The organism is Bradyrhizobium sp. CB1717 (assembly GCF_029714325.1).
Lineage (GTDB): Bacteria > Pseudomonadota > Alphaproteobacteria > Rhizobiales > Xanthobacteraceae > Bradyrhizobium.
Genome location: NZ_CP121666.1, coordinates 7,432,652 through 7,448,505, shown reverse-complemented (window position 1 = coordinate 7,448,505; position 15,854 = coordinate 7,432,652). Strand labels below are relative to the sequence as shown.

Annotated in this window: 15 protein-coding genes and 3 pseudogenes; 15 read left to right on the top strand and 3 right to left on the bottom strand. The window is 57.7% G+C overall.

The window, feature by feature from the left end; genetic code table 11:
* The first annotated feature begins 29 nt into the window (after positions 1-29).
* From QA649_RS34935 to QA649_RS34920, 4 genes and pseudogenes are all read left to right on the top strand, one after another.
* The gene (locus QA649_RS34935) at positions 30-1,163 is read left to right on the top strand and encodes a PLP-dependent aminotransferase family protein (protein WP_283021202.1); all 1,134 of its coding nucleotides are present in this window, start codon (positions 30-32) and stop codon (positions 1,161-1,163) included.
* A gap of 269 nt (positions 1,164-1,432) precedes the next feature.
* Positions 1,433-1,893 (top strand): annotated as a pseudogene (locus QA649_RS34930) (radical SAM protein); the annotation flags it as partial.
* A 317-nt stretch (positions 1,894-2,210) separates the two neighbouring features.
* Positions 2,211-2,382, top strand: a pseudogene (locus tag QA649_RS34925) (DUF932 domain-containing protein); the annotation flags it as partial.
* The gene (locus QA649_RS34920; RefSeq protein ID WP_349254045.1) at positions 2,351-2,716 is read left to right on the top strand and encodes an SMP-30/gluconolactonase/LRE family protein; all 366 of its coding nucleotides are present in this window, start codon (positions 2,351-2,353) and stop codon (positions 2,714-2,716) included. The pseudogene QA649_RS34925 and the gene QA649_RS34920, both read left to right, overlap by 32 nt.
* 37 nt (positions 2,717-2,753) lie before the next feature.
* Here the strand turns inward: QA649_RS34920 and QA649_RS34915 are convergent, their stop codons facing one another.
* The 3 genes and pseudogenes from QA649_RS34915 to QA649_RS34905 form a co-directional block, all read right to left on the bottom strand.
* Positions 2,754-4,229, bottom strand: a complete 1,476-nt coding sequence (locus QA649_RS34915) for a pyruvate kinase (RefSeq protein ID WP_283021201.1) — start codon at positions 4,227-4,229, stop codon at positions 2,754-2,756.
* Positions 4,202-4,395, bottom strand: a pseudogene (locus tag QA649_RS34910) (transposase); the annotation flags it as partial. The gene QA649_RS34915 and the pseudogene QA649_RS34910, both read right to left, overlap by 28 nt.
* A 213-nt stretch (positions 4,396-4,608) precedes the next feature.
* Positions 4,609-5,370 (bottom strand): dienelactone hydrolase family protein, encoded by a 762-nt coding sequence (locus QA649_RS34905; RefSeq protein WP_283021200.1) that lies wholly within the window; start codon positions 5,368-5,370, stop codon positions 4,609-4,611.
* A 66-nt stretch (positions 5,371-5,436) separates the two neighbouring features.
* Here QA649_RS34905 and QA649_RS34900 point away from each other — a divergent pair, with 66 nt between their 5' ends.
* From QA649_RS34900 to QA649_RS34850, 11 genes are all read left to right on the top strand, one after another.
* The gene (locus tag QA649_RS34900) at positions 5,437-6,615 is read left to right on the top strand and encodes a CoA transferase (protein WP_283021199.1); all 1,179 of its coding nucleotides are present in this window, start codon (positions 5,437-5,439) and stop codon (positions 6,613-6,615) included.
* A 51-nt stretch (positions 6,616-6,666) separates the two neighbouring features.
* Complete coding sequence (locus tag QA649_RS34895; protein WP_349254044.1) at positions 6,667-7,416, top strand: citryl-CoA lyase; 750 nt, start codon at positions 6,667-6,669, stop codon at positions 7,414-7,416.
* A gap of 117 nt (positions 7,417-7,533) precedes the next feature.
* Positions 7,534-8,739: an ABC transporter substrate-binding protein gene (locus tag QA649_RS34890; RefSeq protein ID WP_283021198.1), complete on the top strand. Its 1,206-nt coding sequence runs from the start codon at positions 7,534-7,536 to the stop codon at positions 8,737-8,739.
* Positions 8,740-8,793: 54 nt separating this feature from the next.
* On the top strand, positions 8,794-9,663 hold the full coding sequence (locus QA649_RS34885) for a branched-chain amino acid ABC transporter permease (RefSeq protein ID WP_283021197.1): 870 nt from the start codon (positions 8,794-8,796) through the stop codon (positions 9,661-9,663).
* Entirely contained in the window at positions 9,663-10,628 is a 966-nt protein-coding gene (locus QA649_RS34880; protein ID WP_283021196.1) for a branched-chain amino acid ABC transporter permease, read from the top strand. Before QA649_RS34885 ends, QA649_RS34880 begins: the two co-directional genes overlap by 1 nt.
* Positions 10,615-11,373: an ABC transporter ATP-binding protein gene (locus tag QA649_RS34875; RefSeq protein WP_283021195.1), complete on the top strand. Its 759-nt coding sequence runs from the start codon at positions 10,615-10,617 to the stop codon at positions 11,371-11,373. The genes QA649_RS34880 and QA649_RS34875 overlap by 14 nt, the downstream gene beginning before the upstream one ends.
* The gene (locus QA649_RS34870) at positions 11,360-12,055 is read left to right on the top strand and encodes an ABC transporter ATP-binding protein (RefSeq protein ID WP_283021194.1); all 696 of its coding nucleotides are present in this window, start codon (positions 11,360-11,362) and stop codon (positions 12,053-12,055) included. Before QA649_RS34875 ends, QA649_RS34870 begins: the two co-directional genes overlap by 14 nt.
* A gap of 43 nt (positions 12,056-12,098) precedes the next feature.
* Positions 12,099-12,869 (top strand): SDR family oxidoreductase, encoded by a 771-nt coding sequence (locus tag QA649_RS34865; RefSeq protein ID WP_283021193.1) that lies wholly within the window; start codon positions 12,099-12,101, stop codon positions 12,867-12,869.
* A 22-nt stretch (positions 12,870-12,891) separates the two neighbouring features.
* A complete protein-coding gene (locus QA649_RS34860; protein ID WP_283021192.1) occupies positions 12,892-14,205 on the top strand; it encodes a Rieske 2Fe-2S domain-containing protein in 1,314 nt (437 codons plus the stop codon).
* 27 nt (positions 14,206-14,232) lie between these two features.
* Positions 14,233-14,538, top strand: a complete 306-nt coding sequence (locus tag QA649_RS34855) for a non-heme iron oxygenase ferredoxin subunit (RefSeq protein WP_283021191.1) — start codon at positions 14,233-14,235, stop codon at positions 14,536-14,538.
* 84 nt (positions 14,539-14,622) lie between these two features.
* Positions 14,623-15,765: an FAD-dependent oxidoreductase gene (locus QA649_RS34850; protein ID WP_283021190.1), complete on the top strand. Its 1,143-nt coding sequence runs from the start codon at positions 14,623-14,625 to the stop codon at positions 15,763-15,765.
* Positions 15,766-15,854: the final 89 nt, after the last annotated feature.

Below are 15,854 nucleotides of genomic sequence, written 5' to 3'. Positions count from 1 at the left end.
ACAATCATGAAGGTCCGAATGACGAAGCCATGAATATGCGCATTTCAAAACGGAGCGCTCTCGCTCGAGGTTTTGCGCCGTTCGACGCCTCAAGTGCGAGGAAGGGTATCAATTTCGGTTACGCGCTGCCCGACCCGGTAATGTTCGCAGAACTGCCGTGGCCTGACGCGTTCGACGGACGGACAGGCGTGGCTCCCGCCGATCTGCCGCAGTATACGGATTCGGCGGGCTTGCCCGAACTTCGTACAAAGCTGGCACTGAGGTACGGTGTGGGGCGTGACCAAGTTATGCTGACGGGAGGAGCTTCACAGGCCCTGCAATTGCTTGCCGATGGCTGGATTGACGGCGGTGACGTGGTCCTGACGGAGGACCCCTCTTACTTGGGTGCACTGCGTATGTTTTCGATCGCGGGCGCAACCGTGGTCCAGCTAGGTATGGCCGCAGAGGGTGTGGATCTGAACGAGGTGGAGGCAATCCTGCAGACCAGCACCCGGGTGAAGCTTTTTTACACGATGCCGGCATTTCATAATCCAACCGGGCACCAGATGTCGTACGACTATGTGGCCAAACTGGCGGCACTGCTAGCCCGCAGTGGCGCTCTCTTGGTGCAGGATCTTGTGTATTCTGAGTTGCCTTATAACGGTCCAGCGCATTGGTTGGCGCCGGGCAACAACGTGGTCAATGTCCATAGCATCTCAAAAATTGCCGGACCGGGACTTCGGGTGGGCTGGGTGCTTGCGGAGTCTGACATCATCAACGGGCTTGCACACCTCAAACGCGACGGTGGCGTAAGTCCCGTTCTCAGTAATGTCGTTTTGGGATTGTTGCAATCGAGCGCGCTCGACTCGCACATAGCACGCTTGCGCGAGCACTACCGAGCGAAGCGTGACGGCGTACATAGGTTGTTGCAGCGAAGCCGGATTTGCGAGCCGGGGTACAGGGTACCAAGCGGGGGCTTCTCGTTCTGGGTTCGGCTTACCGCGGGTACGGATCCGGAGAGGTTTATTGAAGCTGCAAGCCACGAGCACGACGTGCACCTTATAAATGGTCGGAACTATGGCCCACGAAGTGGCCGTCACGTCCGCTTGTGTTTCAGCTATCTTCCAATGTCTCTCATCGAGCGCGGGTTCGATCGCTTGGATAATTTGCATGCGAACCTCTAGACGCGCGTTTCAGCAGAGTGTGCCCATTTGAGACGTGGTCGCAGGTCCTGCTCTCAGCGCCGTCTGAAGGTTGAAGGTGATGAACCGCACGCCTCTGAGCTTTCCGTGGCTGCGGCGGCACCTGATGAACCGACCCAGCGCGGACAAATCACGAGGGACGCCAAGCGCCTTCCGGCTCTTGCTCACGGCTCACGTGCGACTGCTGCTTACGCGCTGGACCTCGCGGGTCCGCAAACTCTCTTGCGGAAGAGATTCAATGTTGCGGCGACGTTCCGTTCTGTCGCTCTATATGTTGGTATTGCGGCTTCCATACGAGCCTTACTCGCAGCAAGTGACGGGTTCGCAACCATCTCGCAGTATTGCCGGACGAGATAGGTTTGGTCGCAGAGCAAGTGGCGCGCGCTCTGCCGGTGAGCGCGTGCATTTCGGCGGTGGCACGCCGACCACCATTGCACCCAGCGATTTTCTCGCTTTGATGGAGCTTCTGCGCCACCGCATTGAGTTCAGCAAGTCAACTACCATCGCCATAGAGATTGATCCGCGTGGACTCACGGCCGAGATGGTCGAAGCGTTGCAAGCGGCCGGCGTCGGCCGCGCGAGCATCGGCGTGCAGAACTTCGATCCGGTGGTTCAAAGGTCTGTCAACCGCGTGCAGAGCGAGGAACTGACGGCTTCGGCCGTCGAGAGCCTACGCCAGCATGGGATAAGACACATCAATTTCGACCTAGTCTGCGATTAAAGGGAAATCATTCTACGATTTACGGGGCAGCCCACTCATTTGTTTCTTCCGGTCGACGATCTGAGAGACACGGCTCCCCCGTCATCAGCGCTCGCCAATCTCGAGGCCATAGCTGAAAGCTGTGCCATCATCCCGTTGTATTCTGGGGATCTGACTGGACGCGCTTCTTCGGGTCGTTCCATCGCCCCAAAAGGTTCTGGTCAGCTTCATGAGAGGTTTAGCTAGTAGGCTGTCAAACGCGCATCGTGGTAATGATGCTCGGAAGAGTGTGGGCGATGCCTGCTTACGGTCCACGCGGCAGCCGGTGTATACTCGACTGGTCGACCGGCGTCTATAATCCGCATGTTGACATCAGCCAGGATACGACGACGCTCTACGCGTCCGATCGCGACGTCTTCCTGTTCCTGGTGGACGACCTCAACCCGATCGAGGGCCGGCCGGCTGCGTGATGGCTCGCCGGACCTCTACTTCCGTGGCTTCTAATGACGTGCTCGCCGAGGCTGCGCCGAAACGCGTGGTCTTCGGCAACGTCCTGCAACCCGATGCCAATCCCGATTTCAAAGGGCCAGATGGAATGGCCTTTGGCAGGGACGGCCGGCTGTATTGCACGGTCTACAACCAGAAGAACGTCACGGTACTGGACCGCCGGGGCGAAGTGGTCGACCGGCTGATGCTGGATGGACCGCAGCCGACGAATTGCGCCTTCACGCTCGAGGGCAGGAAGCTGCGCGTCACCGAAGTCGGCAAGGGCCAGGTCGAGGAGATCGATATGCCCTGCGAAGGTCTGCCGCTGTACCTGCCTAAATTCGCCTGACGCGGAGCCTCGCGGTTTTGTCCGCGAGGCGTCCAGCTCAAAGGAAGCCGATCGACAGCCAGGGTACCGCGGCGACGATGAGCGTGCCGATCAAGAGCGCAATCATGTAGCCCACGATCGGCTTCATGCCCTCGTCCGGGTTGATCCGACTGATAGCGCAGGCCGCGTAGTAACCGACGCCGAACGGCGGCGCGAACAGACCAATGCCCATCGCGAGAACGACCACCATCGCATAGTGAACAACGTGCACCCCGACCTGCCGCGCGATCGGGAACAGCAGCGGACCGAACAGGACGATGGCCGGGATCCCTTCCAGTACGCTGCCCAGCATCACGAAAGTCACGATCGTCACAGCCAGGAAGACGGGCACGCCGCCGGGAAGGCTGGTCATGAACTTGGCGAGAGAGGCAGAAAATCCCGACTGGGTCAGCGCCCCTGCCATGCCCGTCGCCGCGCCGATGATGAGCAGGATCGCCCCTGACAGCGAGGCCGTCTCGACCAGCATCGGATAGATCCGGCGCCAGTCGAACTGCCGATAGATCAAGAGACCCGCGCAGACCGAGTACAGGATGCCGATGGTTGAGACCTCCGTTGCGGTCGCGCCGCCTTCGACGACGGCGGTCCGGATCACGAACGGCAAGGCGATCGCGGGTATCGCGATGACAAAGGCGCGGCCGATCTCCCACCCCGCCGCCCTTTTGACGTGCGACAGGTCCTCGCGGCGGTATCGCCACCACACGACCGCCGCAAGCATCATCGCGAGCACCACGCCCGGAAGCAATCCGCCGGTGAACAGTGCCGAGATCGACACGCCCGTCACCGAGCCGATCGTGATCAGAACCAGTGACGGGGGAATCGTCTCCGTCTGTGCCCCCGTCGCGGCAAGGAGCGCAACGAGATCGCATGGCTTTGCTCCTCTCTGCCGCATCTCGGGAAACAACACAGGAGCCACCGCAGCCATATCCGCCGCCTTGGACTCGGAAATGCCCGAAACCAGGTACATCGCACCGACCAGCACGTAATGCAGACCGCCACGGACGTGACCTAAGAGGCTCGCCAGGAACCCGACCATGGCTCGTGCCATGCCCGTCATCTCGATCAGAAGGCCGAGGAAGACGAAGAGAGGTACAGCGAGCAGGATCAAGTGGCTCATGCCTTCGTCCATTCGTCCGATCATCACCACGTCGGGCGTGGCGGTTGTCAGCGCGAGGTAGCCGTCGGTGGCGAGGCCGCTTGTCATGATGCGGTCCATCATGTCGACTGCCTCAATCGAATAGGCTCCGCTCGCCGATTCGGCAGGCAGCATTACCGCGTCCGCGCCATCATAGATTGCTGTCGCAACGTCAGAAGCTTCCGCCCGCGGCGGGGTGGGCGCGGCAACCATCGAGTCGAGCATTTGCGTCGCGATGATGACGGGCTTTGCCGCCAGCCGACAGGCGCGTACGAGCTCCTTTTGGCGACCGGGCACCTCTTCAGGCGGGATCTCGACACCGAGGCCACCACGAGCGACCATGACTTCTTCAGCTTGGCGTTCTCATCCTCGAGCTGTTTCAACAGCCGCATGTCAGTCGGCAGCAGTCCGTCATACTTCTTCTTCCAGTTGAAGTAGTCGCCTGGCTGATCCCGGCGTTGCGGCAGATCTCCGCCACTGCACCCCCGTCATGGCCCTGCTTCAGGATGAACGCCTTCTAGGCGTCCGAAAATCTTGAGGCCTTCATCGTCGTCCGCTCCTCCCAGCCGAGGGGTGCAACGAGGATGCACTTAGACTCGTCACTCTTGGGTGCTTGCGTCGTGGTGGTCATGGCCGGAATAATTCTGATCCTGGGCGTATAGAGATCAGATCACACTGACCACGGCTTGATAGAAGGAGGCATAAACGTCACTCTTTCATATCACCCAATATACTGCCGAAGGAAGCTTACGACGCGTGACCTGGCAAGACGATGGGCCTTCTCGTTGAATCGGTCCGTCCGGAACCGATTATAGAATGCATGCTCCGCGTCGGGATAAGTATAGAACTCGTCGTTCGGCGCAGCTCTCTCCGTCACGATTTCGCGAATCCGGTTGATCGTGACCATGGGATTGTGATTGTCATTTTCACCAAAATGGAATTGCATCGGGCTTCTCGCCTTCCTGATCTCCTCACCGAGCGAGTCGAGCCGCACTCCGTACATCGAGACCATGCACGCCACTTCGGTGAGCGAAGCGGCGCGAACGGCCAGGCGACCTCCAAGGCAAAAGCCCACGAGGCCGGGTCGCGACGACTGCTTCAAGTAGTTTGCAAGCCAATCAAGGCTTGCGCAGATATCAGTCGTTCCGACTCGTTCGTCGAAGCGCTCGGAGAAATCGACTGCCGCTTGTCTTTGGGCAGGATCTTCGCCGTTACCGAGGTCGAGGTCTCGCTGCATTCGCCAATAGATATCAGGCACTAGGGCGGCATAGCCCTCGGTCGCAAAATCGTCGGCAATGGCGCGCATGGCTGGCGTAACGCCGAAGATCTCCTGCAGAACGACTACTCCGCCGCGGGGGGCGCCCCGCGGCAGGGCGAGGTAGCCGCCCATATAGGAGTTGTCGATTTTGATTTTTGCAATCGTTGATGTGACTTTCATGGCGACCCAGTTCTCCATCCGAACGAAAAGAATATCTGTCGACAAAGGTAGTTTTCCAATATATATTTTCTGAATTGGCGGTGAAATGCAACCAAATCGAGCGGGCTAATCATGGACAAAGACGCGCGCAGCTCCCTCACAGGTATTAGGATCATCGAGCTCACTGCGATGATCACTGGACCGCTTGCAGGGACTATGCTTGCCGATCTTGGGGCAGACGTCATCAAGGTCGAAAATCCCCCCGATGGAGATCCCTTTCGGTCCTTTCGTGGAGGGAACTATAGCCCCTACTTCTGCACGTATAATCGGAACAAGAGGAGCGTTGTTCTCAACCTGAAGGGAGAAAAGGGCCGCGAAGCGTTCCTCAAGTTGATTGAAACGGCGGACGTTCTCATCGAAAATTTTCGAGCGGGCGTCATGGACAGGTTGGGACTAGGGGTGGCGCGCCTGCGTGAGGTGAATCCGCGCCTGATTATTTGTTCGATCACCGGGTTCGGCGACACTGGACCTTATGCCGATCGACCGGCTTACGATGCGGTTGGCCAGGCGCTGAGCGGTATCTCCGGCCTGATGCTCGGGGCAGAGGGGCAGATCACAGGGCCCTCTGTGGTCGACAATCTTACCGGCATGTACGCGAGCTACGCCGTCTTAGGGGCGTTGTTCGAGCGCGAAAGAACCGGTACGGCGAGGACAATTCAGCTTAACATGCTGGAATCGGCCATCGCCTTCATCGCTGATCCGTTTGCGAATTATACCATGGCCGGGATCAAGCCGGATCCGTTGATGCGAGTAAGGGCATCGCAGTCCTACGCGTTGCGCTGTAGCGATGGCGCCCTTTTGGCAATTCATATGTCCTCGCCAACCAAATTCTGGGTTGGTGTCCAGAAGGCGTTCGATCGATCGGACTTGGGCTCTGATCCAAGGTTCGAGAGCCGCGCTGGCCGTATGGAGAACTACGAGCAGCTGGCGCAGGAGCTCGGGGCTACGGCTAAAACGCAAGAACGCAAATATTGGATTGATCGTTTGGTTGATAACGACGTTCCTCATGCGCCGATCCTTACCTTGCAAGAGGTAATGGATGATGCCCAGGTGCGTCATCTAGATACGTTTACCGAGATAAGCCATCCCGTCCATGGTCCGCACATCACCATCAGGCGTCCAGTTCGGTACGACGGGAGCCGTACGGACCAGCCGTTGAATGCTGCGCCCGACCTCAATGAGCACGCGGCTGAGGTTCTCGGTCCACTGGGTTACTCCACGGAAGCGATCCTGGAGTTGCAGCGCGGATAGTAGGCTCTACGCTCTCGCGCAAACGGTTTCCGAGCTTAGAAAGGTAGAGAAATGGCTACAACCAGGATTGGCAGTCATCCGAACGATGTCGCTCGTCTGCGAATGAGAGGGTGCGATGCGCTGTCTCACGTCGTCGGCGAGATGACCTTTACGCAGGGGTTCTATTTTATCGTGACGGGGCGTCGCCCCACGGAAGCTCAGACCAAGGTCCTCGATGCAGCCCTTTTGATTCTCATGGATCATGGGCTCACGCCCGGGGCGCTCGTCGCCCGCCTGGTGGCAGATTCAAATCCAGACGACGTGCAAATTCCCTTGGCTGCTGGCATTCTGATGGTAGGCAACCGCTTTGCGGGTACGATGACTGGTGCTGGCCGCATCTTAAGCGACGGAATAGCCTTTGAAGGTGAGAAGGCTACCTGGGCCGATCAGGTGGTCCAAGACTTCAAGAAGCAAAAACGGCGCATTCCCGGCTTCGGTCACCAGCAATACACTTCAGGCGATCCTAGGGCTGAACGTCTCTTCAAGATTGCCGGTGACGCGGGAGTGAAGGGCGACTACATCTCTCTGATCAAGTTACTAAGCGCGGCTATCGACAAGGACGCCAAGCGGCACATTACACTCAACGTCACCGGTGCGTTAGGTGCCGTTCTTCATGAAATTGAGTTTCCAGTCGGAGCCATGCGGTCGGTTGCGGCCGTCGGGCGCTGCGCAGGGCTGGCAGCTCACATCGAGGAAGAGCGTCAGTCGCCTGTCGCGCCCGAACTCTTTAATTTTGGCGAAACAATCTCTTACATCGATTGAGTTGGTACGCCCCCTCTATTCGTCAAATAGGTATGTTGACTAAACTATTAAACGAAGCTAGATTGGCTGCCAGAGAGATATAGTGCCAACGGTGGCTCCATTCTCAGGGAGGCTATAATGTCAATAAGCAGAAGATCCCTTTTGGTCAGTTCAGCTGCCGTTTCCGGGAGCGCATTGCTCCCGGGGCTTCGCAAGTCGGCTAGGGCGGAGGCGGGGCCTATCCGGATTGGGGTTCCGACCGGGATTACGGGCAACTGGGCCGCGCTGGGTCAGCAGGTGCAGCGGTCGTGCCGCCTGTTCGCCAAGACCGTGAATGCCAAAGGTGGCATCCATGGCCGGCCCGTCGAATTCATCTATGAGGATACGCAGGGCGATCCTGCTGCGTGTGTGCGTAAGGTAACAGAGCTTGTCGAGCGCGGCGGGGTGAATCTGATCACTGGCATCATTTCGAGCCCTGAATCGCTGGCAGTGATGCCGCGTCTCAACGACTGGAATACTATCTATGTCGGAAGCATTAGCGGAGTCGGGTCAATGACTGCCGCCAACTTTGTGCCGAATGCATTCCGCTCATGTACGTCTGGGCCTATGCGTGCGAGGACGATTGCTCTCTGGTTGGCGGACTCGCCTAAGAAGCGTCACTTCGCGATTGCGCAAGATTATGCTTGGGGCAAAAGCAGCGTTGCAACTTTTGAGAAGCTCATAGCTGATCTCAAGAAGGAGGTCGTAGGACAAGTATTGTCTCCTTTGGGTACCAAAGATTATTCCAGCTTCATTGCCAGGATCAGGGAGGCCAATCCCGAAGTGCTCTACATCGCGATGAGCGGAGATGATGCGACGGCCTTCCTTAAGCAGGCCGCCCAGTATCGTTTGGCCGATCGAATGCAACTTGTAACAGAGGTCTTGGATATTCTGAATATCAAGCCCCTTGGAGATGCTGCGGTCGGACTATACGGCGTTAGTCAGTATAATTTTGGATATGACGCGCCCGGGAATGCGGAGTTCGTTCGGTTGTTTAAGGCCGAGTACAACGATGTTCCGGATACTTATGAGGGTGAGCAATGGCAGGCGCTCGCGTTCCTGGCTGAGGCAATCCGCCGGAGCAATTCTACGGACGCCACCGCTGTGCGGGGTGCTCTCGAGGGGCTGGAGATCGATAGCGTCAAGGGCAAGGTGAAGATGCGCGCCTGCGACCATCAGGCCGAGCAGCAGGTCTTCATTGCCAAGGTCGAGAAGACCGACCAGGTGGCGTACCCGGTGCCGAAGATTGGCAAAGCCTATGCGATTGATGCGGTGATGCCCGGTTGCCGTAAGGACACTTACTGAGGCGCGGAGATCCAGCTTCTTTCTGAAGGGGCTGGGATTTCGAGGGGTGCGTAGATGATCTCTTGGCAAGTCTTGCTCAATCTGACTTTGAACACCCTCGCTTTGGCGTCGTTGCTCGCGATGCTGATGATGGGCCTCACTCTTATTTTTGGAATATTGCGCATCATGAATTTTGCTCATGGTGCGATCTATATGCTTGGAGCCTATTGCGGCATATCGGCAGCTGCTCTCCTCGGGACTTTCTGGGTGGGATTGTTAGTCGCGCCGTTTGCCGCGGGTCTCCTGGGCTGCATTCTCGAGTTCACCCTCCTGCGGCGGCTGTATCGACGAGATGGTGGTAGCTTTTTGCTGATCACATTCGGCTTGAGCTTGGTTTTGAGCGAGTCGATCCGGCTTATTTGGGGGCCAAACACTCGCGATGTGGAGCTTCCCGAAATACTTTCCGGAGTGCTGTGGATTGGCGACGAGCCTTATCCTGCATATCGGATCTTTTTGATCTTGTGGGGGATCATCGTTCTGTTGGCGCTCACTTACGTGTTCTTGCGCACGCGATTGGGATTGTTGATCCGGGCGATCGCCCAGAATGCGGAAATGACCCAGGCGCTCGGGATCGACGTCGGGCTGATGAGGTCGCTGACGTTTGCCGTTGGCTGCGCGTTCGCGGGTCTGGGTGGCTATCTCGCGGTGCCGCTGATTACGGGCTACATCGGCATGGGCGGGGCGGCAATCATAGACTCGTTTGTTATCGTCATGATCGGCGGCATGGGGAGCTTGTTCGGCTCTGTCGCTGCTAGCGTCCTGGTCGCGCTCACGCAGACGTTCGGCAACTTCTATCTTCCGGAATTGGCACTAGTCGCGACCTATCTGCTGATGATTGGGGTGCTTCTGTATCGGCCTGGCGGATTGTTCGGAGAGCAAGACTAATGAAGTACGCAGTACCAGTCGTCGCACTTCTATTGTCGGCGCCGTTCTTTCTTCCCGGCTTTCACGTTACCCTTTTGACCGAGATCCTGATCTTCGCCCTGTTCGCGATGAGTCTCGATGTCCAAGTGGGCTACGCCCGTATGTTCTCGTTTGGGCACGCTGCGCCCTACGGGGTCGGAGCTTATGTGGCGGCCTTCGCTTTGGTCGTCGGTCAGTTGCCACTGCCGATCGCCATCTTGATTGCGGTGGTTGCGGTGTTCATCCTGTCCATCCCGATCGGTTGGCTCTGCACCAGGGCAAGCGGCGTCGCATTCGCGATGCTCACGCTTGCGTTCGCGCAGCTGGCGTTTGCCGTTGCTTTCAAATGGAATGCCGTAACCGGAGGCTCGGACGGAATTTCGGGACTTATCCGAAACCCGGGGCCTTGGGGATTTGCTGGCCTGGAATCCCGTGACGGCTATTACTGGCTCACTGTGACTCTTGTGGTGGGTACCGCATGGCTCGCGAGCAGGTTCGTTCGTTCTCCTATGGGGACCGCTATTGTTGCCGTTCGAGAGAACGAGAGGCGAGCTATCGCGATCGGCTACGAGCCTTGTCAGCTTCGGCTGGCTGCGTTCGTGATCTCGAATACAGGCGCTGGTTTGGCCGGCGCGCTTCATGCCGGCTTCTTGTTGTTCGTTTCGCCTGAACTCCTTCATTGGACACTATCCGGCTACGTTCTCGTTGCTGTGGTGCTTGGCGGTAGCGGGACTTTGATCGGCCCGATGATCGGTGCGGCGTTGATGGTGATCGGCGGGCATCAATTGAGTGCAGTAGCGACGAGTTGGCCGCTCTTTATGGGACTGCTCTTCATGATCGTCGTCGTGGTTGCTCCGAATGGTCTCTGGGGGATCAAGTCCTCAATTTCGAACGCCCTCGCTTTGCGGAAAGCCAGCCGCCTGGAGATGAATCATGTCGCTTCTTGAGTGCAAGGGATTGACCAAGAAGTGGGGCGCACTTGCTGCGGTGAGCGATGTCGACATAGTCGTTGAAACTGGCGAGGTCGTCGCGCTAATCGGACCGAATGGCGCCGGCAAGTCTACTCTGTTCGATCTGATTGCCGGTAGGATACAGAAGACCTCAGGCGCTGTGTCGTTTTGCGGCGATCGGGTGGATAGCTTGTCCGCTGCGGCTCTCACTCGTCGTGGTCTGAGCAGAACCTATCAGATCACGACGCTGTTCCCCAGCCTCACTGTTCTCGAGAATGTCAGGCTGGCGGTGCAGGCTTGCAGCTCGGCGCGTAGTCATCCGTTGTTCTCAAAGTCCCTTCATGAATCGACAACGAGCGAAGCACTCGAATGGCTAGTCAAAGTAGGTTTGCGCGAAAGGGCCAATTCACTCGCTGGTCAGTTGTCGCACGGAGACCAACGGCTAACTGAAATTGCGGTCGCTTTGGCAACGCGACCTAAACTTCTGCTGTTGGATGAACCGACGCAGGGAATGTCAGTCGAAGAGACACGCGGCACGGTGGAATTGCTCAAGTCCTTGCTGAAGGATACCGACATCGCTGTTCTGCTCGTTGAGCATGATCTGGAAGTCGTCTTTGGACTTGCTCATCGCATTGTAGTGCTCGATCGGGGCACGAAAATTGCGGATGGTTTACCCGCTGCAGTGAAAGCTGATCCGGTCGTGCAACAGGCGTACCTGGGAGTGGGAAATGTTGCGCATTGATGGTCTGGAGGCGGGCTACGGCAGCGGCAAGGTATTGTTCGGGGTCAACCTGGAGGCTCCTGCGGGACAGGTTACCGCAATTATCGGACGCAATGGCGTTGGCAAGACCACGACATTAAAGGCGATACTCGGCTTCTTGGCCGTGTCGGCCGGCAGGATTTCGCTTAATGGCAAGGATCTTAGCCGAAAGCAGGTCCATGATGTGGTTCGTGCTGGCATCGGCTACGTACCCGAAGGTCGACAGATCTTTCCGACTTTGACTGTGTTGGAGAATTTGCGCGTTGGTCAGCGTCGCCCCCCGCAGGTGTGGACGGAGGAGCGCCTTCTTGAGCTATTTCCGAACCTGCGGGAGCGATCCCAGAACCTCGGGCGTGCGCTGTCGGGTGGGGAGCAGCAGATGCTGGCCATCGCGCGCGCGCTCGTAACGGACGTCAAAGTATTGATGCTTGATGAGCCGACCCAGGGCCTCGCACCGAAGGTTGTGGATCAGATTGGAGATGTAATTCGTCGCCTGAAGGCCGAGGGAGTTGCAGTTCTTCTGGTCGAGCAGAACTTGAATCTCACGGAGAACGTGGCCGATCGGATCCTTGTCATGTCCAAGGGAAGAATCGTCGAGACTGTGACCGGCGAAGGCTTCAGAACCAATGGTGACGAGATCCGCCATCGATGGCTCACGATCTGATTAGGCGCGTCTAACAGAGTAGAACGACCTAGGAACGATAATCATGGACTTGGACGGTAAGCCACTCCTGGACGGTCAAGCAGCAGTTGTAACCGGTGCTGGTCAAGGTATGGGCAGAGAGATTGCCTTGGCCTTGGCCACGGCCGGCGCGCGCGTCGTGGTGTGCGACATCAACGCTGGGACGATCGAGGCAACGGCGAACGAAATTCAACGACGCGGCGGAACGGCGTGGCCGGTCGCGTGGGACGTATCCGATGCTGCGGATGCTGTGCGCGTAGCGGCCCAGGTGAAGGAGCTTGCTGGCGACATCTCGATACTCGTCAACAATGCGGGAATTCATCGTAGAGGTTTAGTCGGTGCTCCGAACCACGTTGAGACGTGGCGGAGCATCATGGCTGTCAACCTTGATGGCGTGATGTTCGGAATAACCGCGTTTTTGGAGCAGCTAAAGCAGACGCGTGGCTGCATCATCAACTTGGGTTCGATCCAGTCCTTCACGGCGGCGCCCAATGACACCAGCGCGTACACGACGAGCAAGGGCGCGGTTCTTATGTTGACTAAGGCCCTGGCCGTGGAGTTCGCCCGATATGGGATTCGGGTCAACGGAGTGGCTCCTGGATTCATCGAAACACCACAAACGGAAGCGTCTCGCGCAAATCCAGATCGCGTGGCTTTCGTTCTATCTCATACTCCGATGAAGAGGTTCGGACGAGCTGACGAAATCGCCGGTCCTGTCGTATTTCTTGCCTCGCCAATGGCGAGTTTTGTGAATGGGGTGATGCTGCCAGTCGATGGCGGTTTCCTCACCCTCTGACAACTTTGAAAGGATGCTGACCATGTCACGTACCAACCAAGTTGATGTTCTTTCTCATGTGGGGCCTGGCACCAAGCTCGGCGAGCTCTTTCGCTCCGTTTGGCTTCCGGCGTTGCTGTCCGCACAACTGCCGAAGCCAGGCTGCGCGCCGGTACGTCTGAAGCTCCTCGGTGAGGAACTTCTCGCTTTCCGCAGTGGAAATGGACAGGTCGGTATTGTGCAGGCGAACTGCGCCCACAGGCTGGCGCCGCTCTTCTATGGACGGGTTGAGGAGCAGGGAATTCGTTGTGCCTACCACGGGTGGCTCTACGATAAGTCCGGCCGGTGTTTGGACATGAAAAATGAGTCGGACAAGGCGGTCTGTGCTAAAGTCAAGATCAAGTCGTATACGGCGGTCGAACAGGCAGACGTTGTCTGGGTCTATATGGGACAGGATACCCCGCCGGAGCTGCCGAAATTTCCGTGGATGGGCCTGCCGAAATCGCAGCGGAATGTCACCGTCTGGATCCAGGAGTCTAACTGGCTCCAAGGCATGGAGGGCGAGCTCGACAGCTCGCACGTGTCGATCCTTCATACGAATCCGGCAACGATGGCCACTTCGCCGGTGCATCAGCACTACTCGGCTTCGGACCTTTCTCCAAAGCTGTATGCAAAGAATACTGCCATTGGCGTGCTTGCTATCGCCAGACGAAACGCGGAGCGGAACTTCTACTGGCGTGTATCCCAGTTCATGGTTCCGGCATTCAGCTCCATTCCTAGCGCAGATTTCCCAATCGGTGGCCGCGCGTTCATCCCGATCGATGACCACAATACCTACACGTGGGACTTCAACTATTATAGAAAAGGCGACTTGCCTCAGGCCTTCCTAGACTACGTGGGAAGGGGCCTCGCGTTCCCGCCCGAGAGCACGTATCAACCCTTCAAGCTGAATACTGGGTCGATCATCGATACGTACGTTCCGGTCCGTACGGCCCAGAACAATTACTTGATCAACCGGGAGGGGCAGAGCCTTTCCAGCCCGACTGGCATTCATGGTCTTAATGATCAAGACCGGGCCATGCAGGAAGGGATGCTAGCGCTCGAAGGTAGCAGCGGACGCATTGTTGACCGAGCCAAGGAGTTCCTTGTGGCTGCCGACATCGGCATCGTCCGTGCGCGCCGCCGGATCCTGGACATTGTGCAAGACGATGCAAGTCTCGCAAAATTCAAACAGACCATCAAAGACGGCACAGCCTACGCCGTTGAACCTCTTGATGTTGTGTCTGAGCATGGCGAACTTGACACCTTTTTGGCACAGCACGATGGGCAGCTCATGCCAAAGCGCGAAGCAGCTTAGATCGAGGCATCACCAGCGGAACAGAATATGGCTTGGCAGCAAATAACGACCCGTGACAAAGTGTCGGCAGATACGCCGTTTGCGTTCTCCATTGGAGAACGCAGCTTTGCGATTTTTCAGGTCGACTCCACCTACTATGCGTTGGACAATGTCTGCCCGCATGCGTTTGCGCTAATGTCGGATGGCTTTGTGGAGGGGGACACCGTCGAGTGTCCCCTACATGGCGCGCTTTTCCATATTCCGACTGGTCGTTGCCTCGGGCCGCCTGCAGATGCGGATTTGAAATCCTACCCAGTACGGTTGGAAGACGAACAGATCCTCGTGGACGTGTGATCCCCGGCTATGTCAACAACGGGAAACGGAAAGCAATACGTCATTGTGGGAGCGGGACAGGCTGGAGGATGGGCCGCTCGGACGTTGCGCGAGCGTGGTTACGCCGGCCGGATCGTACTTGTCGGCGAGGAGGACCATCCGCCGTATGAACGCCCTCCGCTCTCGAAGGACTTTCTCGTCTCGGGTAAAGACCCAGCAGGCACTTATCTGTTCACGATAGAGAAGCTGCACCGATTGGACATTGATGTGCGCAGGGCATCCACCGCCGTAGGGATCGACCGGTCAGGACATGAGCTTTTGCTCCGGAGTGGAGAAAAGATCCCATATGACCGGTTGCTGCTGGCCACGGGAGCCCGGCCCAGAAGACTCTCCAATCCTGGAGCGGATCTCAAAGGCATCCATTATCTTCGCACGATCGAGGACAGCGTTCGCATTCGTCAATCGCTCGGAGCGGCCAAACACCTCCTGGTGGTAGGTGGTGGCTGGATCGGGTTGGAGGTCGCCGCGGCTGCCATCGCCCTGGGCGTGGGGGTGACGCTCGTGGAAGCGGGCGATCAATTGTGCGGTCGATCGCTACCCAAAGCGACGGCTGCGTACTTCCAGGAACTACATGCCCGTCGGGGCGTAGACGTGCGATTGAACGCAAAGCTCACCGCACTCGAGGGGAACGACACCGTCGAGCGAGCGATTTTTGCTGACGGGCACTCCGTGCAGACTGCCATCGTGGTCGTCGGGGTGGGAGTAGAACCGAACGTTGAGCTCGCCGCCGGCTGCGGGCTTAGTGTAGACAACGGAATCGTTGTGGACGAGACCACTCGTACCTCCGATCCATACATCTTTGCCGCTGGAGACGTCGCAAGCCACCCAGTGGATCGAGTGGGACTGCGACACCGTCTTGAAACATGGCACAACGCGCAGAATCAGGGAATCGCGGCTGCTAAGGCCATGCTCGATGAGGATTCGAGATATCGCGAACTACCATGGTTTTGGTCGGACCAGTTCGACCTCAATTTTCAGCTTTTAGGAATACCGCGCCGGGCAGACGACATCTACGTTAAGGGCAACTGCGACGTCGGCCGCTTCGTCCAGTTCTTCGTCGCGGGCGAGCGCATCAATGCGGTCGCAGCATTCAACAGTCCTCGCGAGGTACGGGAGGCAAAGCGAATGATGCTGGCCAACTCGCCGATCGATAAGACCGCGCTAACGAACCTACCGAAAGTACAATGAAAACCGCCGAGGTCACGAGCTACGACGAAGGCTGGTGCTACGAGAACATCCGTGAAGGGCATTGGATCCCGTGCGGCTGCTCGGTAGGA

Bases quoted from the DNA above. Each gene is read 5' to 3' on its own strand.
- QA649_RS34880 (WP_283021196.1), top strand. From the start codon at position 9,663: ATGAAGTACGCAGTACCAGTCGTCGCACTTCTATTGTCGGCGCCGTTC.
- QA649_RS34935 (WP_283021202.1), top strand. From the start codon at position 30: ATGAATATGCGCATTTCAAAACGGAGCGCTCTCGCTCGAGGTTTTGCG.
- QA649_RS34915 (WP_283021201.1), bottom strand. From the start codon at position 4,229: ATGGTCGCTCGTGGTGGCCTCGGTGTCGAGATCCCGCCTGAAGAGGTG.
- QA649_RS34865 (WP_283021193.1), top strand. From the start codon at position 12,099: ATGGACTTGGACGGTAAGCCACTCCTGGACGGTCAAGCAGCAGTTGTA.
- QA649_RS34855 (WP_283021191.1), top strand. From the start codon at position 14,233: ATGGCTTGGCAGCAAATAACGACCCGTGACAAAGTGTCGGCAGATACG.
- QA649_RS34870 (WP_283021194.1), top strand. From the start codon at position 11,360: ATGTTGCGCATTGATGGTCTGGAGGCGGGCTACGGCAGCGGCAAGGTA.
- QA649_RS34860 (WP_283021192.1), top strand. From the start codon at position 12,892: ATGTCACGTACCAACCAAGTTGATGTTCTTTCTCATGTGGGGCCTGGC.
- QA649_RS34890 (WP_283021198.1), top strand. From the start codon at position 7,534: ATGTCAATAAGCAGAAGATCCCTTTTGGTCAGTTCAGCTGCCGTTTCC.
- QA649_RS34875 (WP_283021195.1), top strand. From the start codon at position 10,615: ATGTCGCTTCTTGAGTGCAAGGGATTGACCAAGAAGTGGGGCGCACTT.
- QA649_RS34885 (WP_283021197.1), top strand. From the start codon at position 8,794: ATGATCTCTTGGCAAGTCTTGCTCAATCTGACTTTGAACACCCTCGCT.
- QA649_RS34900 (WP_283021199.1), top strand. From the start codon at position 5,437: ATGGACAAAGACGCGCGCAGCTCCCTCACAGGTATTAGGATCATCGAG.
- QA649_RS34895 (WP_349254044.1), top strand. From the start codon at position 6,667: ATGGCTACAACCAGGATTGGCAGTCATCCGAACGATGTCGCTCGTCTG.
- QA649_RS34920 (WP_349254045.1), top strand. From the start codon at position 2,351: ATGGCTCGCCGGACCTCTACTTCCGTGGCTTCTAATGACGTGCTCGCC.